Annotated in this window: 12 protein-coding genes; 9 read left to right on the top strand and 3 right to left on the bottom strand. The window is 67.3% G+C overall.

What is annotated here, in order from left to right:
- Positions 1–18 precede the first annotated feature (18 nt).
- Together rimI and tsaD are read left to right on the top strand one after the other, a co-directional pair.
- A complete protein-coding gene (gene rimI, locus ARTB_RS13300; protein ID WP_243181152.1) occupies positions 19–486 on the top strand; it encodes a ribosomal protein S18-alanine N-acetyltransferase in 468 nt (155 codons plus the stop codon).
- Positions 483–1583 (top strand): tRNA (adenosine(37)-N6)-threonylcarbamoyltransferase complex transferase subunit TsaD, encoded by a 1101-nt coding sequence (gene tsaD / locus ARTB_RS13295; RefSeq protein ID WP_243181042.1) that lies wholly within the window; start codon positions 483–485, stop codon positions 1581–1583. The genes rimI and tsaD overlap by 4 nt, the downstream gene beginning before the upstream one ends.
- An 80-nt stretch (positions 1584–1663) precedes the next feature.
- On the opposite strand, the gene ARTB_RS13290 is transcribed toward tsaD, so the two are convergent.
- On the bottom strand, positions 1664–2815 hold the full coding sequence (locus ARTB_RS13290; protein ID WP_243181041.1) for a glutamate--cysteine ligase: 1152 nt from the start codon (positions 2813–2815) through the stop codon (positions 1664–1666).
- 309 nt (positions 2816–3124) lie between these two features.
- Here ARTB_RS13290 and ARTB_RS13285 point away from each other — a divergent pair, with 309 nt between their 5' ends.
- The gene (locus ARTB_RS13285; protein WP_308197240.1) at positions 3125–3958 is read left to right on the top strand and encodes a shikimate 5-dehydrogenase; all 834 of its coding nucleotides are present in this window, start codon (positions 3125–3127) and stop codon (positions 3956–3958) included.
- 93 nt (positions 3959–4051) lie between these two features.
- Here ARTB_RS13285 and ARTB_RS13280 read toward each other — a convergent pair whose 3' ends face one another.
- The gene (locus ARTB_RS13280; protein WP_243181039.1) at positions 4052–5275 is read right to left on the bottom strand and encodes a class I SAM-dependent methyltransferase; all 1224 of its coding nucleotides are present in this window, start codon (positions 5273–5275) and stop codon (positions 4052–4054) included.
- A gap of 66 nt (positions 5276–5341) precedes the next feature.
- Between ARTB_RS13280 and ARTB_RS13275 the strand changes: the two genes are divergently transcribed.
- The 4 genes from ARTB_RS13275 (at position 5342) to ARTB_RS13260 (ending at position 10846) form a co-directional block, all read left to right on the top strand.
- Entirely contained in the window at positions 5342–5776 is a 435-nt protein-coding gene (locus ARTB_RS13275) for a hypothetical protein (protein WP_243181038.1), read from the top strand.
- Positions 5777–6509: 733 nt separating this feature from the next.
- Positions 6510–6806: a co-chaperone GroES gene (gene groES / locus ARTB_RS13270; RefSeq protein ID WP_028275747.1), complete on the top strand. Its 297-nt coding sequence runs from the start codon at positions 6510–6512 to the stop codon at positions 6804–6806.
- Positions 6807–6886: 80 nt separating this feature from the next.
- Positions 6887–8497, top strand: coding sequence for a chaperonin GroEL (gene groL, locus ARTB_RS13265; RefSeq protein WP_028275746.1), 1611 nt, complete (start codon positions 6887–6889; stop codon positions 8495–8497).
- A gap of 267 nt (positions 8498–8764) precedes the next feature.
- The gene (locus ARTB_RS13260) at positions 8765–10846 is read left to right on the top strand and encodes an acyltransferase family protein (RefSeq protein WP_243181037.1); all 2082 of its coding nucleotides are present in this window, start codon (positions 8765–8767) and stop codon (positions 10844–10846) included.
- Between the two features lie 123 nt (positions 10847–10969).
- Here ARTB_RS13260 and ARTB_RS13255 read toward each other — a convergent pair whose 3' ends face one another.
- Positions 10970–11851 carry a DUF389 domain-containing protein gene (locus ARTB_RS13255; protein ID WP_243181036.1) on the bottom strand — a complete coding sequence of 294 codons (882 nt, stop codon included), beginning with the start codon at positions 11849–11851 and terminating at the stop codon, positions 10970–10972.
- Positions 11852–12118: 267 nt separating this feature from the next.
- Here ARTB_RS13255 and ARTB_RS13250 point away from each other — a divergent pair, with 267 nt between their 5' ends.
- The gene (locus tag ARTB_RS13250; RefSeq protein WP_243181035.1) at positions 12119–14203 is read left to right on the top strand and encodes an acyltransferase family protein; all 2085 of its coding nucleotides are present in this window, start codon (positions 12119–12121) and stop codon (positions 14201–14203) included.
- Positions 14204–14480: 277 nt separating this feature from the next.
- Positions 14481–15992, top strand: a complete 1512-nt coding sequence (guaB, locus tag ARTB_RS13245) for an IMP dehydrogenase (protein ID WP_018773740.1) — start codon at positions 14481–14483, stop codon at positions 15990–15992.
- The last annotated feature ends 16 nt before the right edge of the window (positions 15993–16008 follow it).

The raw sequence follows: 16008 nt of genomic DNA, 5'->3' as shown, positions 1-16008 counted from the left end.
GGGGTCACCCTGCGGGACATGGACGCCGCGGACGTCCCCGCCATCCACGCCCTGGAACTCCGGCTCTTTCCCGTGGATGCCTGGCCGCTGCAGATGTTCCACGACGAGCTGGCGCAGGTGGATACCCGCCGCTACCTCGTGGCGGAAGTCCACGGCGGGATCGTGGGCTATGCCGGGCTCATGTGCATCGAACCGATCTCGGACGTCCAGACCATCGCCGTGGTGCCGGAGCAGGAAGGCAAGGGCATCGGCTCTGCCCTGCTCACCGAGCTGATCGCGGAAAGCCGGCGCCGGCACGCCCAGGACGTGCTGCTCGAGGTCAGGGCGGACAACCCCCGGGCCCAGCAGCTCTACCTGCGCTTCGGCTTCGAACAGATCCACGTCCGGCCCCGCTACTACCGCGACGGCGTCGACGCCCTGATCATGCGGCTCCAGCTGCCCCGTGAACCGCTCAGCCCCAAGCCAACGGAAGCAGGCCGACCATGAACCGCACCCAGCCGCTCGTGCTCGGCATTGAGTCCTCGTGCGACGAAACCGGTGTCGGCATCGTCCGGGGGACCACCCTGCTGACGAACACCGTCTCGTCCTCCATGGACGAACACGTCCGCTTCGGCGGAGTGATCCCCGAGATCGCCTCCCGCGCCCACCTCGACGCGTTCGTCCCCACCCTCGAGGAGGCCCTCGCGGAGGCGGGAGTGACGCTCGCGGACATCGACGCGATCGCCGTCACCTCCGGGCCGGGCCTGGCGGGTGCCCTCATGGTGGGGGTATGCGCGGCCAAGGCGCTCGCCGTCGCCACCGGCAAACCGCTCTACGCCATCAACCACCTGGTGGCGCATGTCGGCGTCGGGCTCCTGCAGCAGGGCGCCGGCGCGCCGTCGCCGCAAACAAGGCCGCACGCCTTGCCGGAGAATATGGGCGCGCTCCTGGTCTCCGGCGGCCACACCGAGATCCTGCGGATCCGGAGCATCACGGACGACGTCGAGCTGCTGGGCTCCACGATCGATGACGCCGCCGGCGAAGCGTATGACAAGGTGGCACGGCTCCTGGGCCTGGGCTACCCGGGCGGCCCGGCCATCGACAAGCTCGCGCGCACGGGCAACGCCAAAGCCATCCGGTTCCCGCGCGGGCTCACACAGCCCAAGTACATGGGGACCGCCGAGGAACCCGGACCGCACCGCTACGATTGGTCCTTCAGCGGGCTCAAGACCGCCGTCGCCCGCTGCGTGGAGCAGTTCGAGGCCCGTGGCGAGGAGGTGCCCGTGGCAGACATCGCCGCGGCCTTCCAGGAAGCCGTGGTGGATGTCATCACCGCCAAGGCGGTGCTCGCCTGCCGCGAAAACGGCATCACGGAGGTCCTCCTGGGTGGCGGGGTCGCCGCCAACTCGCGGCTGCGCCAGCTCACCGAACAACGCTGCAGTGCGGCCGGCATCCGGCTGACGGTGCCGCCGTTGCCGCTGTGCACGGACAACGGCGCCATGGTGGCCGCGCTCGGGGCGCAACTGGTGATGGCCGGCGTGCAACCGAGCGGGATCGGCTTTGCCCCGGATTCCTCAATGCCGGTCACGACCGTCTCCGCCTGAGGCCACAGCCTGGGGCTTCGTCCGCGTGGAGGTAGGACGGCCTGGGGCTCCGGCGGCCTGCGTTGCGGCTGCCGCGGGAGCTAGGCGTCCGGACCCTGGCGCATCTGCTTGACCAGGTCCAGGACGACGGCGCGCAGGTCCCCGCCGTGCTCGGCGGCGATCCGGCGCTGCCGCTGGTAGCCGGCGCCGCGCTCGATGATCTTCTCGACGTCGGCCAGTTCGGCGCTGCAGCCCAGCTTCGCCGCCACCGGCTCAAGCCGCTTGAGCGTCTCGCGCAGGTGCTCCGTTACGAGCTGCTCGTTGCCGTCGGCGTCGAGGATGATGATCGCGTCCAGGCCATACCGGGCCGCGCGCCACTTGTTTTCCTGCACGTGCCACGGGGGCATCGTGGGAATGGTGCCGCCGTTTTCCAGCGTGGTGGAAAATTCGTCGACAAGGCACTGCGTTAGTGCCGCGATCGCCCCGACGTCCTCGAGGGTCGCCAGGCCGTCGCAAATGCGCATCTCGATGGTGCCAAGCGCCGGAACGGGGCGGATGTCCCACCGGATCTCGGAGAGCGTGTCAATCACGCCGGTGGTGAACATGTCCTGGACGTAGGACTCGTAGTCCTCCCAGCTGGCGAACTGGAACGGCAGCCCGGCGGTGGGCAGCTGCTGGAACATGAGGGCGCGGTGCGAGGCGTATCCGGTGTCCTCGCCGCCCCAAAACGGGCTGGACGCGGAGAGCGCCTGGAAATGCGGGAAGTAATTGACCAGGCCGTCCAGCACCGGAAGGACCTTGTCCCGGCTGTCCAGTCCGACGTGCACATGGACGCCGTAAATGACCATCTGCCGGCCCCACCACTGGGTCCGGTCAATGAGCTTGGCGTAGCGTGCCTTGTCCGTGACGGGCTGCAGCTGGGGCGGGCTGAAGGGGTGACTCCCGGCGCAAAAGATCTCCACGCCCATCGGATCGGTCACGTCCCGGACAGCCGCGAGCGAGCTGCTCAGGTCCGCCTTGGCCTCCGCGACGGTGGTGCAGATGCCGGTGACGAGCTCCACGGTGTTCAGCAGCAGCTCCTGCTTGATGTGCGGGTGCTCGTCGTCCTCATTGAGTTCGGGATGCCGGGCCGCGACGCCGCGCAGCACCTGGTTCGCCACGGAGGCCAGCTCACCGGTCTCGGCGTCGACGAGCGCCAGCTCCCATTCCACGCCAAGAGTCGACTGCCTTGATGAAGCGAACTCGATCTTCATGTGGTCCCTTCACTGTTCTGCTGTCGCTGGCCGTGGTCCTGGCGGGGAAATGCGCCGGCAAACATCCTCGGACATGCCTCTGGACATGGCACCGGCGGTGTCACGTGCAATTTCCCACACACCAGTGCGCCGGCCGGGCGGCCGGCAGGGCTACGGGTGGTCCAAGTCTAGTGCAGGGGCGGCCCCGGGACGGTGTCAAAGTTGCCGCTGGTGCGTGAGTGTATTCACAACATCGCTGGTCAGCGACGGCGCGCGCGGTTGCGCGTTGGGCTGCGGGTAGCCGGAGCGATCCTGGCGTTTAATGGAGCTGTGCCCATTCTGAACAAAGACATGACCCTGTGTATCTCGCTCTCGGCCCGGCCCAGCAACAACGGGACGCGCTTCCACAACCACCTGTACGAACAGCTGGGCCTGAACTGGATCTACAAGGCCTTTGCCCCCACCGACCTCGCCCAGGCGATCGCCGGGGTGCGCGGCCTCGGCATCCGCGGCTGCGCCGTGTCCATGCCTTACAAGGAGGACGTGATCGCCCTCGTTGACGTCATGGACCCGTCGGCGAAGGCCATCGACTCGGTCAACACCATCGTCAACGACGGAGGCCGGCTCACGGCGTACAACACCGACTACACCGCAATTGAGCAGCTCCTGCAGAGCAATGCAGTCCCCACGGACTACTCGGTGCTGGTCCTGGGCGCCGGCGGCATGGCTAAGGCCACCGTGGCCGCGCTGCGGGATGCCGGGTTCAAGGACGTGACCGTCGTGGCCCGCAACGAGGGCCCCGGCCGCGCCCTGGCCGAACAGTACGGCTTCGCCTGGCGCCCGGACCTTGGTTCTGCGGCGTCCGGTACCGGCACGGCGGACATGCTCATCAACGTCACCCCCATCGGGATGGCCGGAGGCCCGGACGCCGCCGCGCTGCCGTTCCCGCAGGAGGCCATCGACGCCGCCAAGGTGGTGTTCGACGTCGTCGCGCTCCCGGCCGAGACACCGCTGATCAAGGCCGGCCGCGCGGCCGGCAAGACCGTGATCACCGGAGCCGAGGTCGCCACGATCCAGGCGCTCGAGCAGTTCGTGCTGTACACCGGCGTCCGGCCGACCGACGAGCAAATCCGGGCAGCCGAGGACTTCACGCGGGCCCAGTAGCCATGTGGCCCACTAGCCCTGTAGCCCAGTTGCCCGGCCGCTTCGCTGAGATCCGGCGGCGGGGCACTGCGCCGGTGGGATCCCGCTGGCGGGCTAGACGGGGTCCACCGAGACGGCCACCCGGTCCTCACCGATCCTGGTGAGGACCAGGGTGGCTGCTTTCTTGTCCTTGTGCTTTGCGCTGCCGCCGGGCAGGAGTTGCTTGCGCAGTTCTTCGGGCGTGACAGCCATACCGCGCTTCTTGATGTCCAGGACTCCGATGCCTTGATCCTTGACCCAGGCCTTGAGTGCCTTGACGTTGAACGGCATCACCTCCAGGACCCTGTAGGCCTTGGCGAACGGGGTGTCATGCAGCCCCGGGGCGCAGATGTAGGCGATGTGCTCGTCTACGAGGTGCCCGCCCAGCTGGAGGGCGACGTCGGCCACCAGGCCGGCGCGGATCACCGCGCCGTCGGGCTCGTACAGGTACCCCTCCACGGGTCCCACTGGCGCCACCGGGCCGGCACCGAAGTCCTCGCCGCTGGTGAGCTCAGCGGAACCAAGGGGCCCGAGCACGAGGGCCGCGCGCCGCACCCCGGGACGCCGCACCGCGTTGAACCACAGGGCCACCTCGGTCACGTCCCCGCCCACGGAGACCCACTGCGCCTCGCAGCCGGCCGGCACGGAATCGTGCGGCATGCCCGGTCCCATCTTCACGCCGACGGCGCGGCCGGAGCCGGCGAGTGACTCCACGAAGGACAGCGGCGGGGAGAAATCCTCCGGATCCCAGATCCGTTTGGTACCCGAGGTGGACGTCGTGCGCCGGGCAGGGTCGAGCCAGACGCCGTCGACCCCCTCGAGCGACACCGACGTGGCATCGGAATGGACCACCGTGGCATTGCGGAACGGGATCAGGTTCATCGTGGCGCAGGCGGCTGTGGCCTCGTCCATTTCCACGGCGGTGACCACCAGGTCCAGGGATGCCAGGGCCATGGAGTCCGCCCCGAGCCCGCAGCCGAGATCCGCGACGTGGCCGATCCCGGCCTCCGCGAACCGCTGCGCGTGCCGTGCCGCCACCGTGAGCCGGGTGGCCTGTTCCAGGCCGGCCTTGGTGAAAATCATCTGCCGGGCGAATTCGCCGAATTTGGCCTCGGCCTTGGTCCGCAGCCGGGACTGGGTGAGCACGGCCGAGACCAGCTCGGGGGAGTGGCCGGCCTTGCGCAGCGACGCCGTGAGGCGGAAGGCCTCGTCCTCGCGGTACGGGCCCAACGACGCCAGCAGCTCCCAGCCCTCGGGGGTGAGGATCGGGGCAATATGTTCCTGCGGTGCGTCAGTCATGGCATCCAGCGTAGTTGAGGTCCGCGGGCGCGCTGTGACCGGACGGCGGGGGCTAGGCTTGATGGCATGGAAGACAGCGGCACAGGCGACAGCATCTCAGCGGACGCGGCCGGGCAGGACACGGTCGGCAACGACGACGCCGGGCAGGAGCGCCGGCGCCCGCAGGGACTGGCCCGCTACGCAAAACCGGCGCTGATCGCCGGAGCGGTGATCGCCGTCGTGTCCGTCGCACTTTTGGTGATTATCTTCTTCCTCGATTCCTTCAACGCCACCGTGTATTCCGTCGGCGGCAAGAACGTCCAGGACGCCACGGACGAGGCCAGGGCCATCCGCGAGACCTATGCCGCGGCCCGGCTCGGCGGCATCGTCTTCCTCATCGCCGGCATTCTGCTGGCCGCCGCCGGCGCCGTGCTGATGTTCCGGCACCGGAATGACGAGGGCCAGAACACGGACGAAGACGACGGCGAGGACGTGGACTTCGACGACCTCGCAGACCAGTAGCCAGCCAGTAGGCGCGCGAATGGGCGGGCTAATGGGCAGGCGCCCGCACCGCCAGGCAGTGCCAACGGCCACGGGCCACGGGACATGCCCAGCCTCCTGCGCCGCGAATGGACATGTCCTCCCCGGTAGCCCGCACCCGTTGGGTATGTCCACCGCTGAGCTTCAAGAGTGGGCATTTCCTCCCGGGTAGCCGACGCTCGTTGGGCATGTCCATCGCTCAGCAGGGGCACAGAGCATGAGGCCCAAGTGTCCTCTGGCCGCAACGAAGAATGGGCATGGCCCTCTGGCCCGGCCGCCGTCGTTGGGCATGTCCATCGCTCAGCAGGGGCACAGAGCATGATGCCCAAGTGTCCTCTGGCCGCAACGAAGAATGGGCATGTCCTCCCGGGCAGCCCACGCACGTTGGATATTTCCGATCCGGCGGCCCGTATCCGTTGGGCATGTCCATCGCTCAGCGCGGGCAGTGAGCATGAGGCCCAAGTGTCCTCTGGCCGCAGCAAAAAATGGGCATGTCCCATGGGGGGAAATGTTCACCCGGAACGAATTTCTGGCACTCGCCTTGACCGAGTGCTAACCATTTACATAGAGTCGTCATTAGCACTCTCCCTAGGAGGGTGCTAACACATGAAGCGCGTTCCGCCAGGCACGCTGCCGGCACCGCGACGACGGTCTGTGCGCCTTGGCATCACCGCTTCATAGTCCACGAATTTGCTGACGAAAAGGAGAGGTCCGAGTGTCGGTCTCTATTAAGCCTCTTGAGGATCGTATTGTTGTCCGCCCGCTCGAAGCCGAGCAGACCACGGCTTCCGGCCTGGTTATCCCGGACTCCGCGCAGGAGAAGCCGCAGGAAGGCGAAGTTGTTGCAGTAGGCCCCGGCCGCTTCGATGACAACGGCAACCGCGTTCCCGTTGACGTTGCCGTCGGCGACGTCGTCATCTACTCCAAGTACGGCGGAACCGAAGTCAAGACCGGCGGCACCGAGTACCTCGTACTCTCCGCCCGCGACGTTCTGGCGATCGTCGTAAAGTAACTCTCTTGGACCCCCGCGCAGCCGATCCTTCGCAATGAACGGATCAGTTGCGCGGGGTTCTGTCTTGAAAGGACAAAACCATGGCAAAGCAGCTTGCGTTTAACGACGCTGCCCGCCGGTCGCTTGAAGCCGGCATCGATAAGCTCGCCAACACCGTCAAGGTCACGCTGGGCCCGCGCGGCCGCAACGTCGTACTGGACAAGAAGTGGGGCGCCCCCACGATCACCAACGATGGTGTGACCATCGCCCGTGAAGTCGAGCTGGACGACCCCTACGAGAACCTTGGCGCGCAGCTTGCCAAGGAGGTCGCCACCAAGACCAACGATGTTGCCGGCGACGGCACCACCACCGCCACCGTTCTGGCCCAGGCCCTGGTCAAGGAAGGCCTGCGCAACGTAGCGGCAGGCGCCGCACCGGGCGAAATCAAGCGCGGCATCGAGGTTTCGGTCGAGGCCGTTGCCGCCCGCCTGCTGGAGAACGCGCGCCCGGTTGAAGGCACGCAGGTTGCCAACGTGGCCGCAATCTCCGCCCAGAGCGACGAGGTCGGCGAGCTCCTGGCCGAGGCGTTCGGCAAGGTCGGCAAGGATGGTGTGATCACCATCGAGGAGTCCTCCACCACGCAGACCGAGCTGGTCCTGACCGAGGGCATGCAGTTCGACAAGGGCTACCTGTCCCCGTACTTCGTCACTGACGCGGAACGCCAGGAGGCCGTCCTCGAGGACGCCCTGATCCTGATCAACCAGGGCAAGATCTCCTCGGTGCAGGACTTCCTGCCGCTGCTGGAAAAGGCGCTGCAGAGCTCCAAGCCGCTCTTTATCATCGCCGAAGACGTCGAGGGCGAGGCCCTGTCCACGCTGATCGTCAACCGCATCCGCGGCACGCTGAACGTCGTCGCCGTCAAGGCGCCGGGCTTCGGTGACCGCCGCAAGGCCATGCTGCAGGACATCGCGACCCTCACCGGTGCGCAGGTTGTCTCCGCGGAGCTGGGCCTGAGCCTGGACACCGTTGGCCTTGAGGTGCTCGGCACCGCACGCCGCATCACGGTCACCAAGGACAACACCACGATTGTCGACGGCGCCGGTTCGGCCGAGGACGTCGCCGCCCGTGTTGCCCAGCTGCGCGCCGAGCTGACCCGGACCGATTCGGACTGGGACAAGGAAAAGCTGCAGGAACGCCTGGCCAAGCTGGCCGGCGGCATCGGCGTGATCAAGGTTGGCGCTGCCACCGAGGTTGAGCTGAAGGAAAAGAAGCACCGCATCGAGGACGCCGTGTCCTCCACCCGCGCTGCCCTCGAAGAGGGCATTGTGGCCGGCGGCGGCTCCGCCCTCATCCACGCGCTGAAGGCGCTCGACGAGGACCCCGCCGTTCAGGCCCTCGAAGGTGACGCGGCTGCCGCCGTCGGCATTGTCCGCCGCGCCCTGACCCAGCCGCTGCGCTGGATCGCCCAGAACGCCGGCTTCGACGGCTATGTCGTCGTTGCCAAGGTCGCCGAATCCGCCGTGAACCAGGGCTTCAACGCCAAGTCCGGCGAATACGAAGACCTGATCGCCGCCGGCGTGATCGACCCCGTGAAGGTGACGCGTGCGGCTCTGCGCAACGCGGCCTCCATCGCGGCGCTGGTCCTCACCACGGAAACCCTCGTGGTGGAGAAGCCGGCTGACGAAGACGAGCACGCAGGGCACAAGCACTAGGCTCTGCCCGCAGGGGACGGTCCGGCATCTGCCGGGCCGTCCCTTTTTCTGTCGATTCACTGCTGCCGTTCTGCCGTGTTCGTGGCCGCAAGTTGCCGTGATTCTGGCAGAGTTAACCCGTCAGGTGCCGCTCCAGCGTCGCGGGTTCACTGGAAACTCCCACGTTGGCATGCCTCAATGGGGATCAGTGGCCGCCGTGGCGATTGGCCATCAAAATTACGTTTTGGTAACATGGAGGCTTTGGTTATCTGGTTGAGGGGTAGTTCTATGACACAGCAAGGAACCTTGCCCCGGCCTGCCCGGCAGAATGCCGCGGCGGGGCACGATCCCGCAGCCAAGTCCGGCCGAAAATCCACCTTCAGGCCCGAAATCCAGGGACTCCGGTCCCTCGCTGTGCTGATGGTCATGACCTATCACATCTGGCTGGGCCGGGTGTCCGGCGGCGTGGACGTTTTCCTGCTGATCTCGGCCTTCCTCATGACGCTGCAGTTCGTGGGCCGCTACGAGCAGGGCCGGTCCATGGCCCTCATCAAACACTGGCTGCACCTGTTCCGGCGCCTCGTCCCGGCCGCCGTCACCGTCCTGGTGGCCATCCTTGCCGCAACGGTCCTCTTCCTGCCCCGGACCCGGTGGATGGAAATCATCAACCAGGGCTGGGCCTCGCTGGGCTATGCCGAGAACTGGCTCCTGCAGACCCAGGCGACGAACTACTACGCCGCGGACCACAGCCAGGCCAGCCCCTTCCAGCATTTCTGGTCCCTTTCGATCCAGGGCCAGGTCTTTATCCTGTGGCCGCTCATTTTTGTGGGGGCCGCGGTCGCCGCCAAGCGCTTCAGGCTCCGCTACCGCGTGCTGCTGTGCTACGTCTTCGCCGTGATCTTCGTTGTTTCGCTGCTCTACTCGATCGTCTTCACGCAGGCGAGCCAAACGGAGGCGTACTTCGACACTTGGGCCCGGCTGTGGGAGTTTGCCCTGGGCACGCTCGTGGCTTTGGCCCTTCCTGCCCTGCGGCTTCCGCGGGCCTGGCGGGTCGGGCTTGGCTGGCTGGGCATTGTCGCCATGCTCAGTTGTGGCCTCCTGCTCAACGTCCAGGCTTCCTTCCCCGGGTTCGTGGCGCTCTGGCCCACCCTGGCGGCCGCCTGTGTCATCGCAGCCGGGCAGTCGGGCAGCAAGCTGGGCGTCGACCGCATCCTGAGTTCCAAGCCCTTGGTCCGGCTGGGCGACATTTCGTATGCCCTGTACCTGTGGCACTGGCCGGTTCTGGTCATCGCCCTTGCCGTGATGCACAGGGAAAAGGCTGGTCTGATCACAGGCGCCGTCATCGTCACTGTTTCACTGGTGCTCGCCTACCTCACCACCCGCTTCATTGAGAAGCCCTGGCGTGAGTGGCAGTGGCCGGAGCTGCGGCGGCGCCGCGCCCTCGTGGCCATCGGCGTGGCCGTGGTCACCGCCGCCGTGCCGCTGACCGGGATTCAGATCCAGCAGCACCTTGAAAGCGAAGCAGTCCTGGCCCAAGCCCCGAAGAACAACCCGGGCGCCTTGGCGCTGACGCCGGGCTTTGTGGACCAGGCCGACGCGAACGCCGTCCTGCTCCCCACCCCGCAGACGCTGCCGCAGGACTGGGCCAGCCTCCCGAATTCTTGCTCCGGTGACCTGCAGCCGCAGGACCCGGTCCTTCAGAAGGACTGTTTCCAGAACAACCAATCCGACACCGGACCGAAAAAGGTCCTCGTGATCGGGGATTCCCACGCACAGCAATGGCTGGGCTCGATTGCTCCCCTCAGCGATGAGAAGGGCTGGCGGCTCTACGCCATGCTCAAGGGTGCCTGCAAACCCAACATAACGCCGCAGCACGTCTCGGCGGATTGCGACAATTTCAATGCGGCCGTCGCGTCGGAAGTGAAGAACAACCCGCCGGACGCCATCATCATCGTGGGCACTGAGGCGGCGCCGTCGTCGCCACAGGAGACCGTGATCCCGGGCTTCGAAGCCACTGCGAAGGCTTGGACGGACGAGGGCATCAAGGTCGTGGCCCTCCGGGACAATCCACGCTTTACCTTCAACATGGCAGAGTGCGTAGCGACCAAGGGTGCCGACGCGCCGGACTGCAGGCCGCGCGAGCAGGGCCTCCTTGCGGCAACGAATCCCTTGGCCGCGCTGGAGGCCAAGCTGCCGGGCGTCGCGTTCGTTGACATGACTGACCTGATCTGCACCGGCACGGAATGCCCGGGCGCGGTCGGCAACACCTACGTCTACCTGGACAACAACCACCTCAGCCGGAGCTATGCGGCCAGCATGGCCCCCATGTTCAGCGAGAGGCTCCTCGCCGCGACCGGATGGGGCCCCTAAGCCTGACTGTCCCGGGGCCCCTAGGCCCGACGGTCCCCGGCCCCTAGGCCCCACGGCCCGGGGCCCCTAAGCCCGACGGCCCCGGAACTGCCGGCCGTCGCGGGCACCTGCGGCGCCCGTGGGTCAGTGCTGGGAGCGGTCCGCCCTGCGCCGCAGCTGGCGGGCGGTGTCCGGTGCCAGCCGCCTGGTCACCAGCCGGTAGAACAGCAGGACGCCGACGGCGGCCACGACGATTCCGACCAGGTTCAGGAAAAGCTGCAGGGCGGAGCCGGCTGCCTTCTGGTACTCGCCCAGGACCAGTGCCACGGCCACGAACCCGGCTGCCGGCACCGTGGTGACGGAGATGAACACCCCGATCAGCGCCGCCGAGCGCCGGCTGATGACCGACAGCATCCCGGCTGTCCCGGCGAGGACGGCGACGATCAGGGAATAGGGGCCGGGGTGGTAGATGAATTCAACTGCTGAACCGTGGTCCAGCGCGTCCGCGGGGAACAGCCCGAGTGGCACGGAGAGCCACGCGGTCAGCGCGGCGGCCAGCATCGCGACGGGAAAACCAACGCCGAGGGCCAGAGCCGCGTCACGGCCAAGCCGCCGCTGGCGCCGGACCAGGGCCACGGCCAGGGCAGCCAGCGGGCCGAACTCCGGGCCCACGGCCATGGCACCGACAATCGCAATGGTGGAGTCCGTCACGATGCCGATGGCCGCCAGCTGGGTCGCCAGGACCAGGAACGCCAGGAAACTCCACGTCAGGCGCGAATCCTCGCCGGTCTGCCGCGAGACCTCGTCCCAGATCACGGCGTCCGCGCCCTCACCTGGAGCCTCGGCCTCCGCCTTGTCGGCGCGGTCCGAGAGCACAAGGTCCGGTGCGATGACCGTAATCGATCCCCGCTGCTGGACATCGAGGGCGTGCAGCTTCTCCACGAGCCCCTCCACGGATTCCCGGGCCAGCAAGACCTCGATGACGTCCCCGGGCGGCGTGACGGAAGAGGCCTTCGCGAGCGCCACTTCCGAGACTCCGACGTGGTTTGTACAACTTTCGAGAACAACTCCGGACAATTCACCCGGAACACAAATGCGCACCTGCACGATCACTTGGCGGCCTCCTCAGACTCCTACCAGCCTAGCTTCCGCCCCGCGGCCGACGGCGCCGCCGGCCTCCTGGGGGCGCCGCCGGCCAGGCGGGTGAAGGACACCGCCGGGCCCGTGTGATTGGCCAAGAAAATTACGTTTCGGTAACATTGATGTTTTGGAAACCGGCCTGAAGGGATCTTTGTGTCGAACGAGCGAACCACCGTTACCCCGCCACGGGCGGATGCAGGTTCTCCGGCGACCCGAAAAACAAGCTACCGCCCCGAAGTCCAGGGCCTTCGCGCCCTCGCGGTCCTCATGGTGGTCACGTACCACGTGTGGCTGGGCCGGGTCTCCGGCGGCGTGGACATCTTCCTCCTCATTTCAGCCTTCCTGATGACACTTAGCTTCACGCGGAAAGTCGAAAGCGGCGCGCCGCTGCGGCTGCTCAGCCACTGGCTGCATCTGCTCAAGCGCCTGCTGCCCGCCGTCGTCGTGGTGGTTCTCGGCGTCCTCGCCGGAACCTGGGCCGTCCTGCCGCAAAGCCGCTGGCCCGACGTCCTTGAACAGGCCTGGGCCTCCCTGCTGTACCGGCAGAACTGGCTCCTGGCGGACAGCGCCGTGGACTACTACGCCCAGGACCATTCGGGCGCGAGCCCGCTCCAGCACTTCTGGTCACTCTCGATCCAGGGCCAGGTGTTCGTGCTCTGGCCGCTCGTTTTTGCCGGCACCGCACTTCTTTCCCGCCTGCTCCGCCGCCGGACCGGCCAGGACCACGTCCTGCTGCGTTACCGCTCCCTGCTGGCCGCGGCCTTCGGCGCCATCTTCGCCGTGTCCCTGGCCTACTCGATCCAGCAGACCGCAACGAACCAGGCCCACGCCTACTTCGATACCGGCGCTCGGCTCTGGGAGTTCGCGCTCGGCTCGCTCCTTGCCCTCGCCCTGCCGTACCTGAAACCGGGCACGGTCCTGCGCGTCGTGCTCGGCTGGGCCGGCCTCGTGGCCATGCTCTCCTGCGGGCTCCTGCTGACCGTGGACCGTTCGTTCCCCGGATTCATCGCGCTGTGGCCCACGCTGGCCGCCGCCGCGATCATCACCGCCGGTCAAAGCGGCAGCCGCTTCGGGGTTGACCGCTTCCTGACCTGGAAACCCCTGGTGGCGCTGGGGGATAACTCCTACGCGCTCTACCTCTGGCACTGGCCGCTGCTGGTCCTGGCCCTCGCCGGGGCGGGCATCACGGCGCCCAACCTGTTCCAGGGGCTGTGCATCGTTGCCGCGTCCCTCGTCCTGGCCGTGCTCACCACCCGCTTCGTCGAGAAGCCGCTGCGCGAATGGCACTGGCCCAAGCGCCGCGCCTGGCGGACCGCCGTCGTGATCGCCGCCTGTGGTGCCCTGCTGGCGGGTCCCGTCGCCGTGTGGCAGAGCCAGCTCCTGGCCGACGAAGCCGAGGCGGCGTCCCAGCCCAAGGAACTGACCCCCGGCGCGGCCGCCCTGGCACCGGAAAACGCCGGCAAGCCCACGCCGGAAGCCAAGATCATCCCCGCGCCGGCGGCGATGAAGAACGAGTGGGCGGACATCGACGGGCTGTGCACGGACGCCAACGTCCCCAGCGACCCCCTGCTTCAGGGGTGCCTGCAGAACAACAAGCCGGACAAGGTCACCAAACGGATCGTGGTGCTCGGTGACTCCCATGCCCAGCAGTACATGGCGGCGCTGGGCCCCATCGCGAAAAGCCACGGCTGGGAAGTTGTCACGCTCCTGAAGGGCAACTGCCGCTTCGGCGGGGAGTCCCCGGAGCGGGACGCGGACTGCAACGCCTTCAACCGGGCCAGCGCGCAGTACGTCCTGGACCACCGCCCCGACGCCGTTTTCACGGTTGCTTCCCTGACCCACAAGGAAGCGCCGTTCGAGACCGAAGTGCCTGAGTACCTGGCGGGCATCAAGCCCTTCACCGACGCCGGCATGGACGTGGTGGGCATCCGCGACAACCCCCGCTTCACCATCAATATGCCCGAGTGCGTCCAGAAGTACGGCCCGGATGCCTCGGAGTGCAACGTGCCGGAGCAGGAATCGCTCGCGGGGTCCTCGCCGCTGGACGCGTACCGCGGCCAGGTGCCCAGGCTGCACCTCATGGACATGAGCGATTTCATCTGCGCCAACGGAACATGCCCCGCGGTGGTCGGCAACGTGTACGTGTACAAGGACGACAACCACCTGACCAAGACGTACGTCCAGACCATGATCCCCATGTTCGAACAGCGGCTGCTCGCCGCCACCGGCTGGAAGTAGGCCTGCGCCCACCGTCCGGCGCCCACCGGCCCGGAAGCAGGCCCGGCCGGCCGGGGGAGCCGTGCGGGCATGGGGCGGCTCACATTGAAACCGGACATTACCGCCCGGAATATGGCTATCGCCGCCAAGGTTCTACTATTTATTGAGGACTTCTGCACGAATCATCTGCACGAACCTTCTGCATGACCTTCTGCACAGGCCAGACCCGTAATGACGGGCTGGTCATCTGTTGCAACCCCTACCCGTGACCCCGTAACCCAAGGTAAGAGGCGCACTCATGACCCAGCCCGAACACGATCCCTTCGGCTTCATCGGCCTGACGTACGACGACGTCCTGCTCCTGCCCGGCCACACCGACGTGATCCCTTCGGAAGCGGACACGTCGTCCCGGATCTCCAAGCGCATCACGGTCCAGACGCCGCTGCTCTCCGCCGCGATGGACACAGTCACGGAGTCCCGGATGGCCATCGCCATGGCCCGCCAGGGCGGTCTTGGCGTCGTGCACCGCAACCTCTCCATCGCCGACCAGGCCGACCAGGTGGACCGGGTCAAGCGCAGCGAATCCGGCATGATCACCAACCCCCTGACCATCGGCCCCGAGGCCACGCTGGCCGAGCTGGACGAAATCTGCGCACGCTACCGTGTCTCCGGCCTGCCGGTCGTGGACGAGGGCAACAGGCTGCTGGGCATCGTCACCAACCGCGACACCCGCTTCGTGCCCGAATCCGACTTCCCGCTGCGGCTGGTCAGCGATGTCATGACCAAGATGCCGCTCGTGACCGGACACGTCGGCATCAGCCGCGAGGAAGCCTCGCACAAGCTGGCCACGAACAAGATCGAGAAGCTCCCGCTCGTTGACGAGCAGGGCCGGCTCAAGGGCCTGATCACCACGAAGGACTTCACCAAGGCCGAGCAGTACCCGCTCGCCACCAAGGACGACGAAGGCCGCCTGCGCGTCGGCGCGGCGATCGGCTTCTTCGGCGACGGCTGGGAACGCGCCATGGCGCTGATCGACGCCGGTGTGGATGCCCTCTTCGTGGACACCGCGAACGGCCACTCCCAGGGTGTGCTGGAAATGATCCGCCGGCTCAAGTCCGATCCCGTTGCCGCGCACGTGGACATCATCGGCGGCCAGGCCGCCACCCGCGAAGGCGCCCAGGCCCTGATCGACGCCGGTGCCGACGGCATCAAGGTTGGCGTCGGTCCCGGGTCCATCTGCACCACCCGTGTGGTGGCCGGCGTCGGCGTCCCGCAGATCACGGCCATTTATGAGTCCGCGAAGGCCGCCATCCCGGCCGGCGTGCCGCTGATCGCCGACGGCGGCCTGCAGTACTCCGGTGACATCGGCAAGGCGCTCGTCGCCGGCGCCGACACCGTGATGCTCGGTTCGCTCCTGGCCGGTTGCGACGAATCCCCGGGCGACCTGATTTTCGTCAACGGCAAGCAGTTCAAGAGCTACCGCGGCATGGGCTCCCTAGGCGCCATGCAGACCCGCGGCAAGAACACCTCCTACTCCAAGGACCGCTACTTCCAGGCCGACGTCTCCGGCGATGACAAGCTCATCCCGGAAGGCATCGAGGGCCGGGTCGCGTACCGCGGTCCGCTGTCGTCGGTGGCGTACCAGCTGGTCGGCGGGCTCCGCCAGACCATGTTCTACACCGGCGCCCCGACCGTGGCCGAGCTGAAGGCGCGCGGCAAGTTCGTCCGCATCACCGCGGCCGGGCTCAAGGAGTCGCACCCGCACGACATCCAGATGACGGTCGAGGCCCCGAACTACGGGTCCCGCTAAGACCCGCCGGGTGGGC

It is taken from the genome of Arthrobacter humicola, assembly GCF_022803015.1.
Classification (GTDB): domain Bacteria; phylum Actinomycetota; class Actinomycetes; order Actinomycetales; family Micrococcaceae; genus Arthrobacter; species Arthrobacter humicola_A.
This window is presented reverse-complemented; position numbering and strand designations above follow the sequence as displayed.

Coding starts and splice junctions, on each gene's coding strand:
- rimI (WP_243181152.1), top strand. CDS start 19: ATGGACGCCGCGGACGTCCCCGCCATCCACGCCCTGGAACTCCGGCTC.
- tsaD (WP_243181042.1), top strand. CDS start 483: ATGAACCGCACCCAGCCGCTCGTGCTCGGCATTGAGTCCTCGTGCGAC.
- ARTB_RS13290 (WP_243181041.1), bottom strand. CDS start 2,815: ATGAAGATCGAGTTCGCTTCATCAAGGCAGTCGACTCTTGGCGTGGAA.
- ARTB_RS13280 (WP_243181039.1), bottom strand. CDS start 5,275: ATGACTGACGCACCGCAGGAACATATTGCCCCGATCCTCACCCCCGAG.
- ARTB_RS13275 (WP_243181038.1), top strand. CDS start 5,342: ATGGAAGACAGCGGCACAGGCGACAGCATCTCAGCGGACGCGGCCGGG.
- groL (WP_028275746.1), top strand. CDS start 6,887: ATGGCAAAGCAGCTTGCGTTTAACGACGCTGCCCGCCGGTCGCTTGAA.
- ARTB_RS13260 (WP_243181037.1), top strand. CDS start 8,765: ATGACACAGCAAGGAACCTTGCCCCGGCCTGCCCGGCAGAATGCCGCG.
- guaB (WP_018773740.1), top strand. CDS start 14,481: ATGACCCAGCCCGAACACGATCCCTTCGGCTTCATCGGCCTGACGTAC.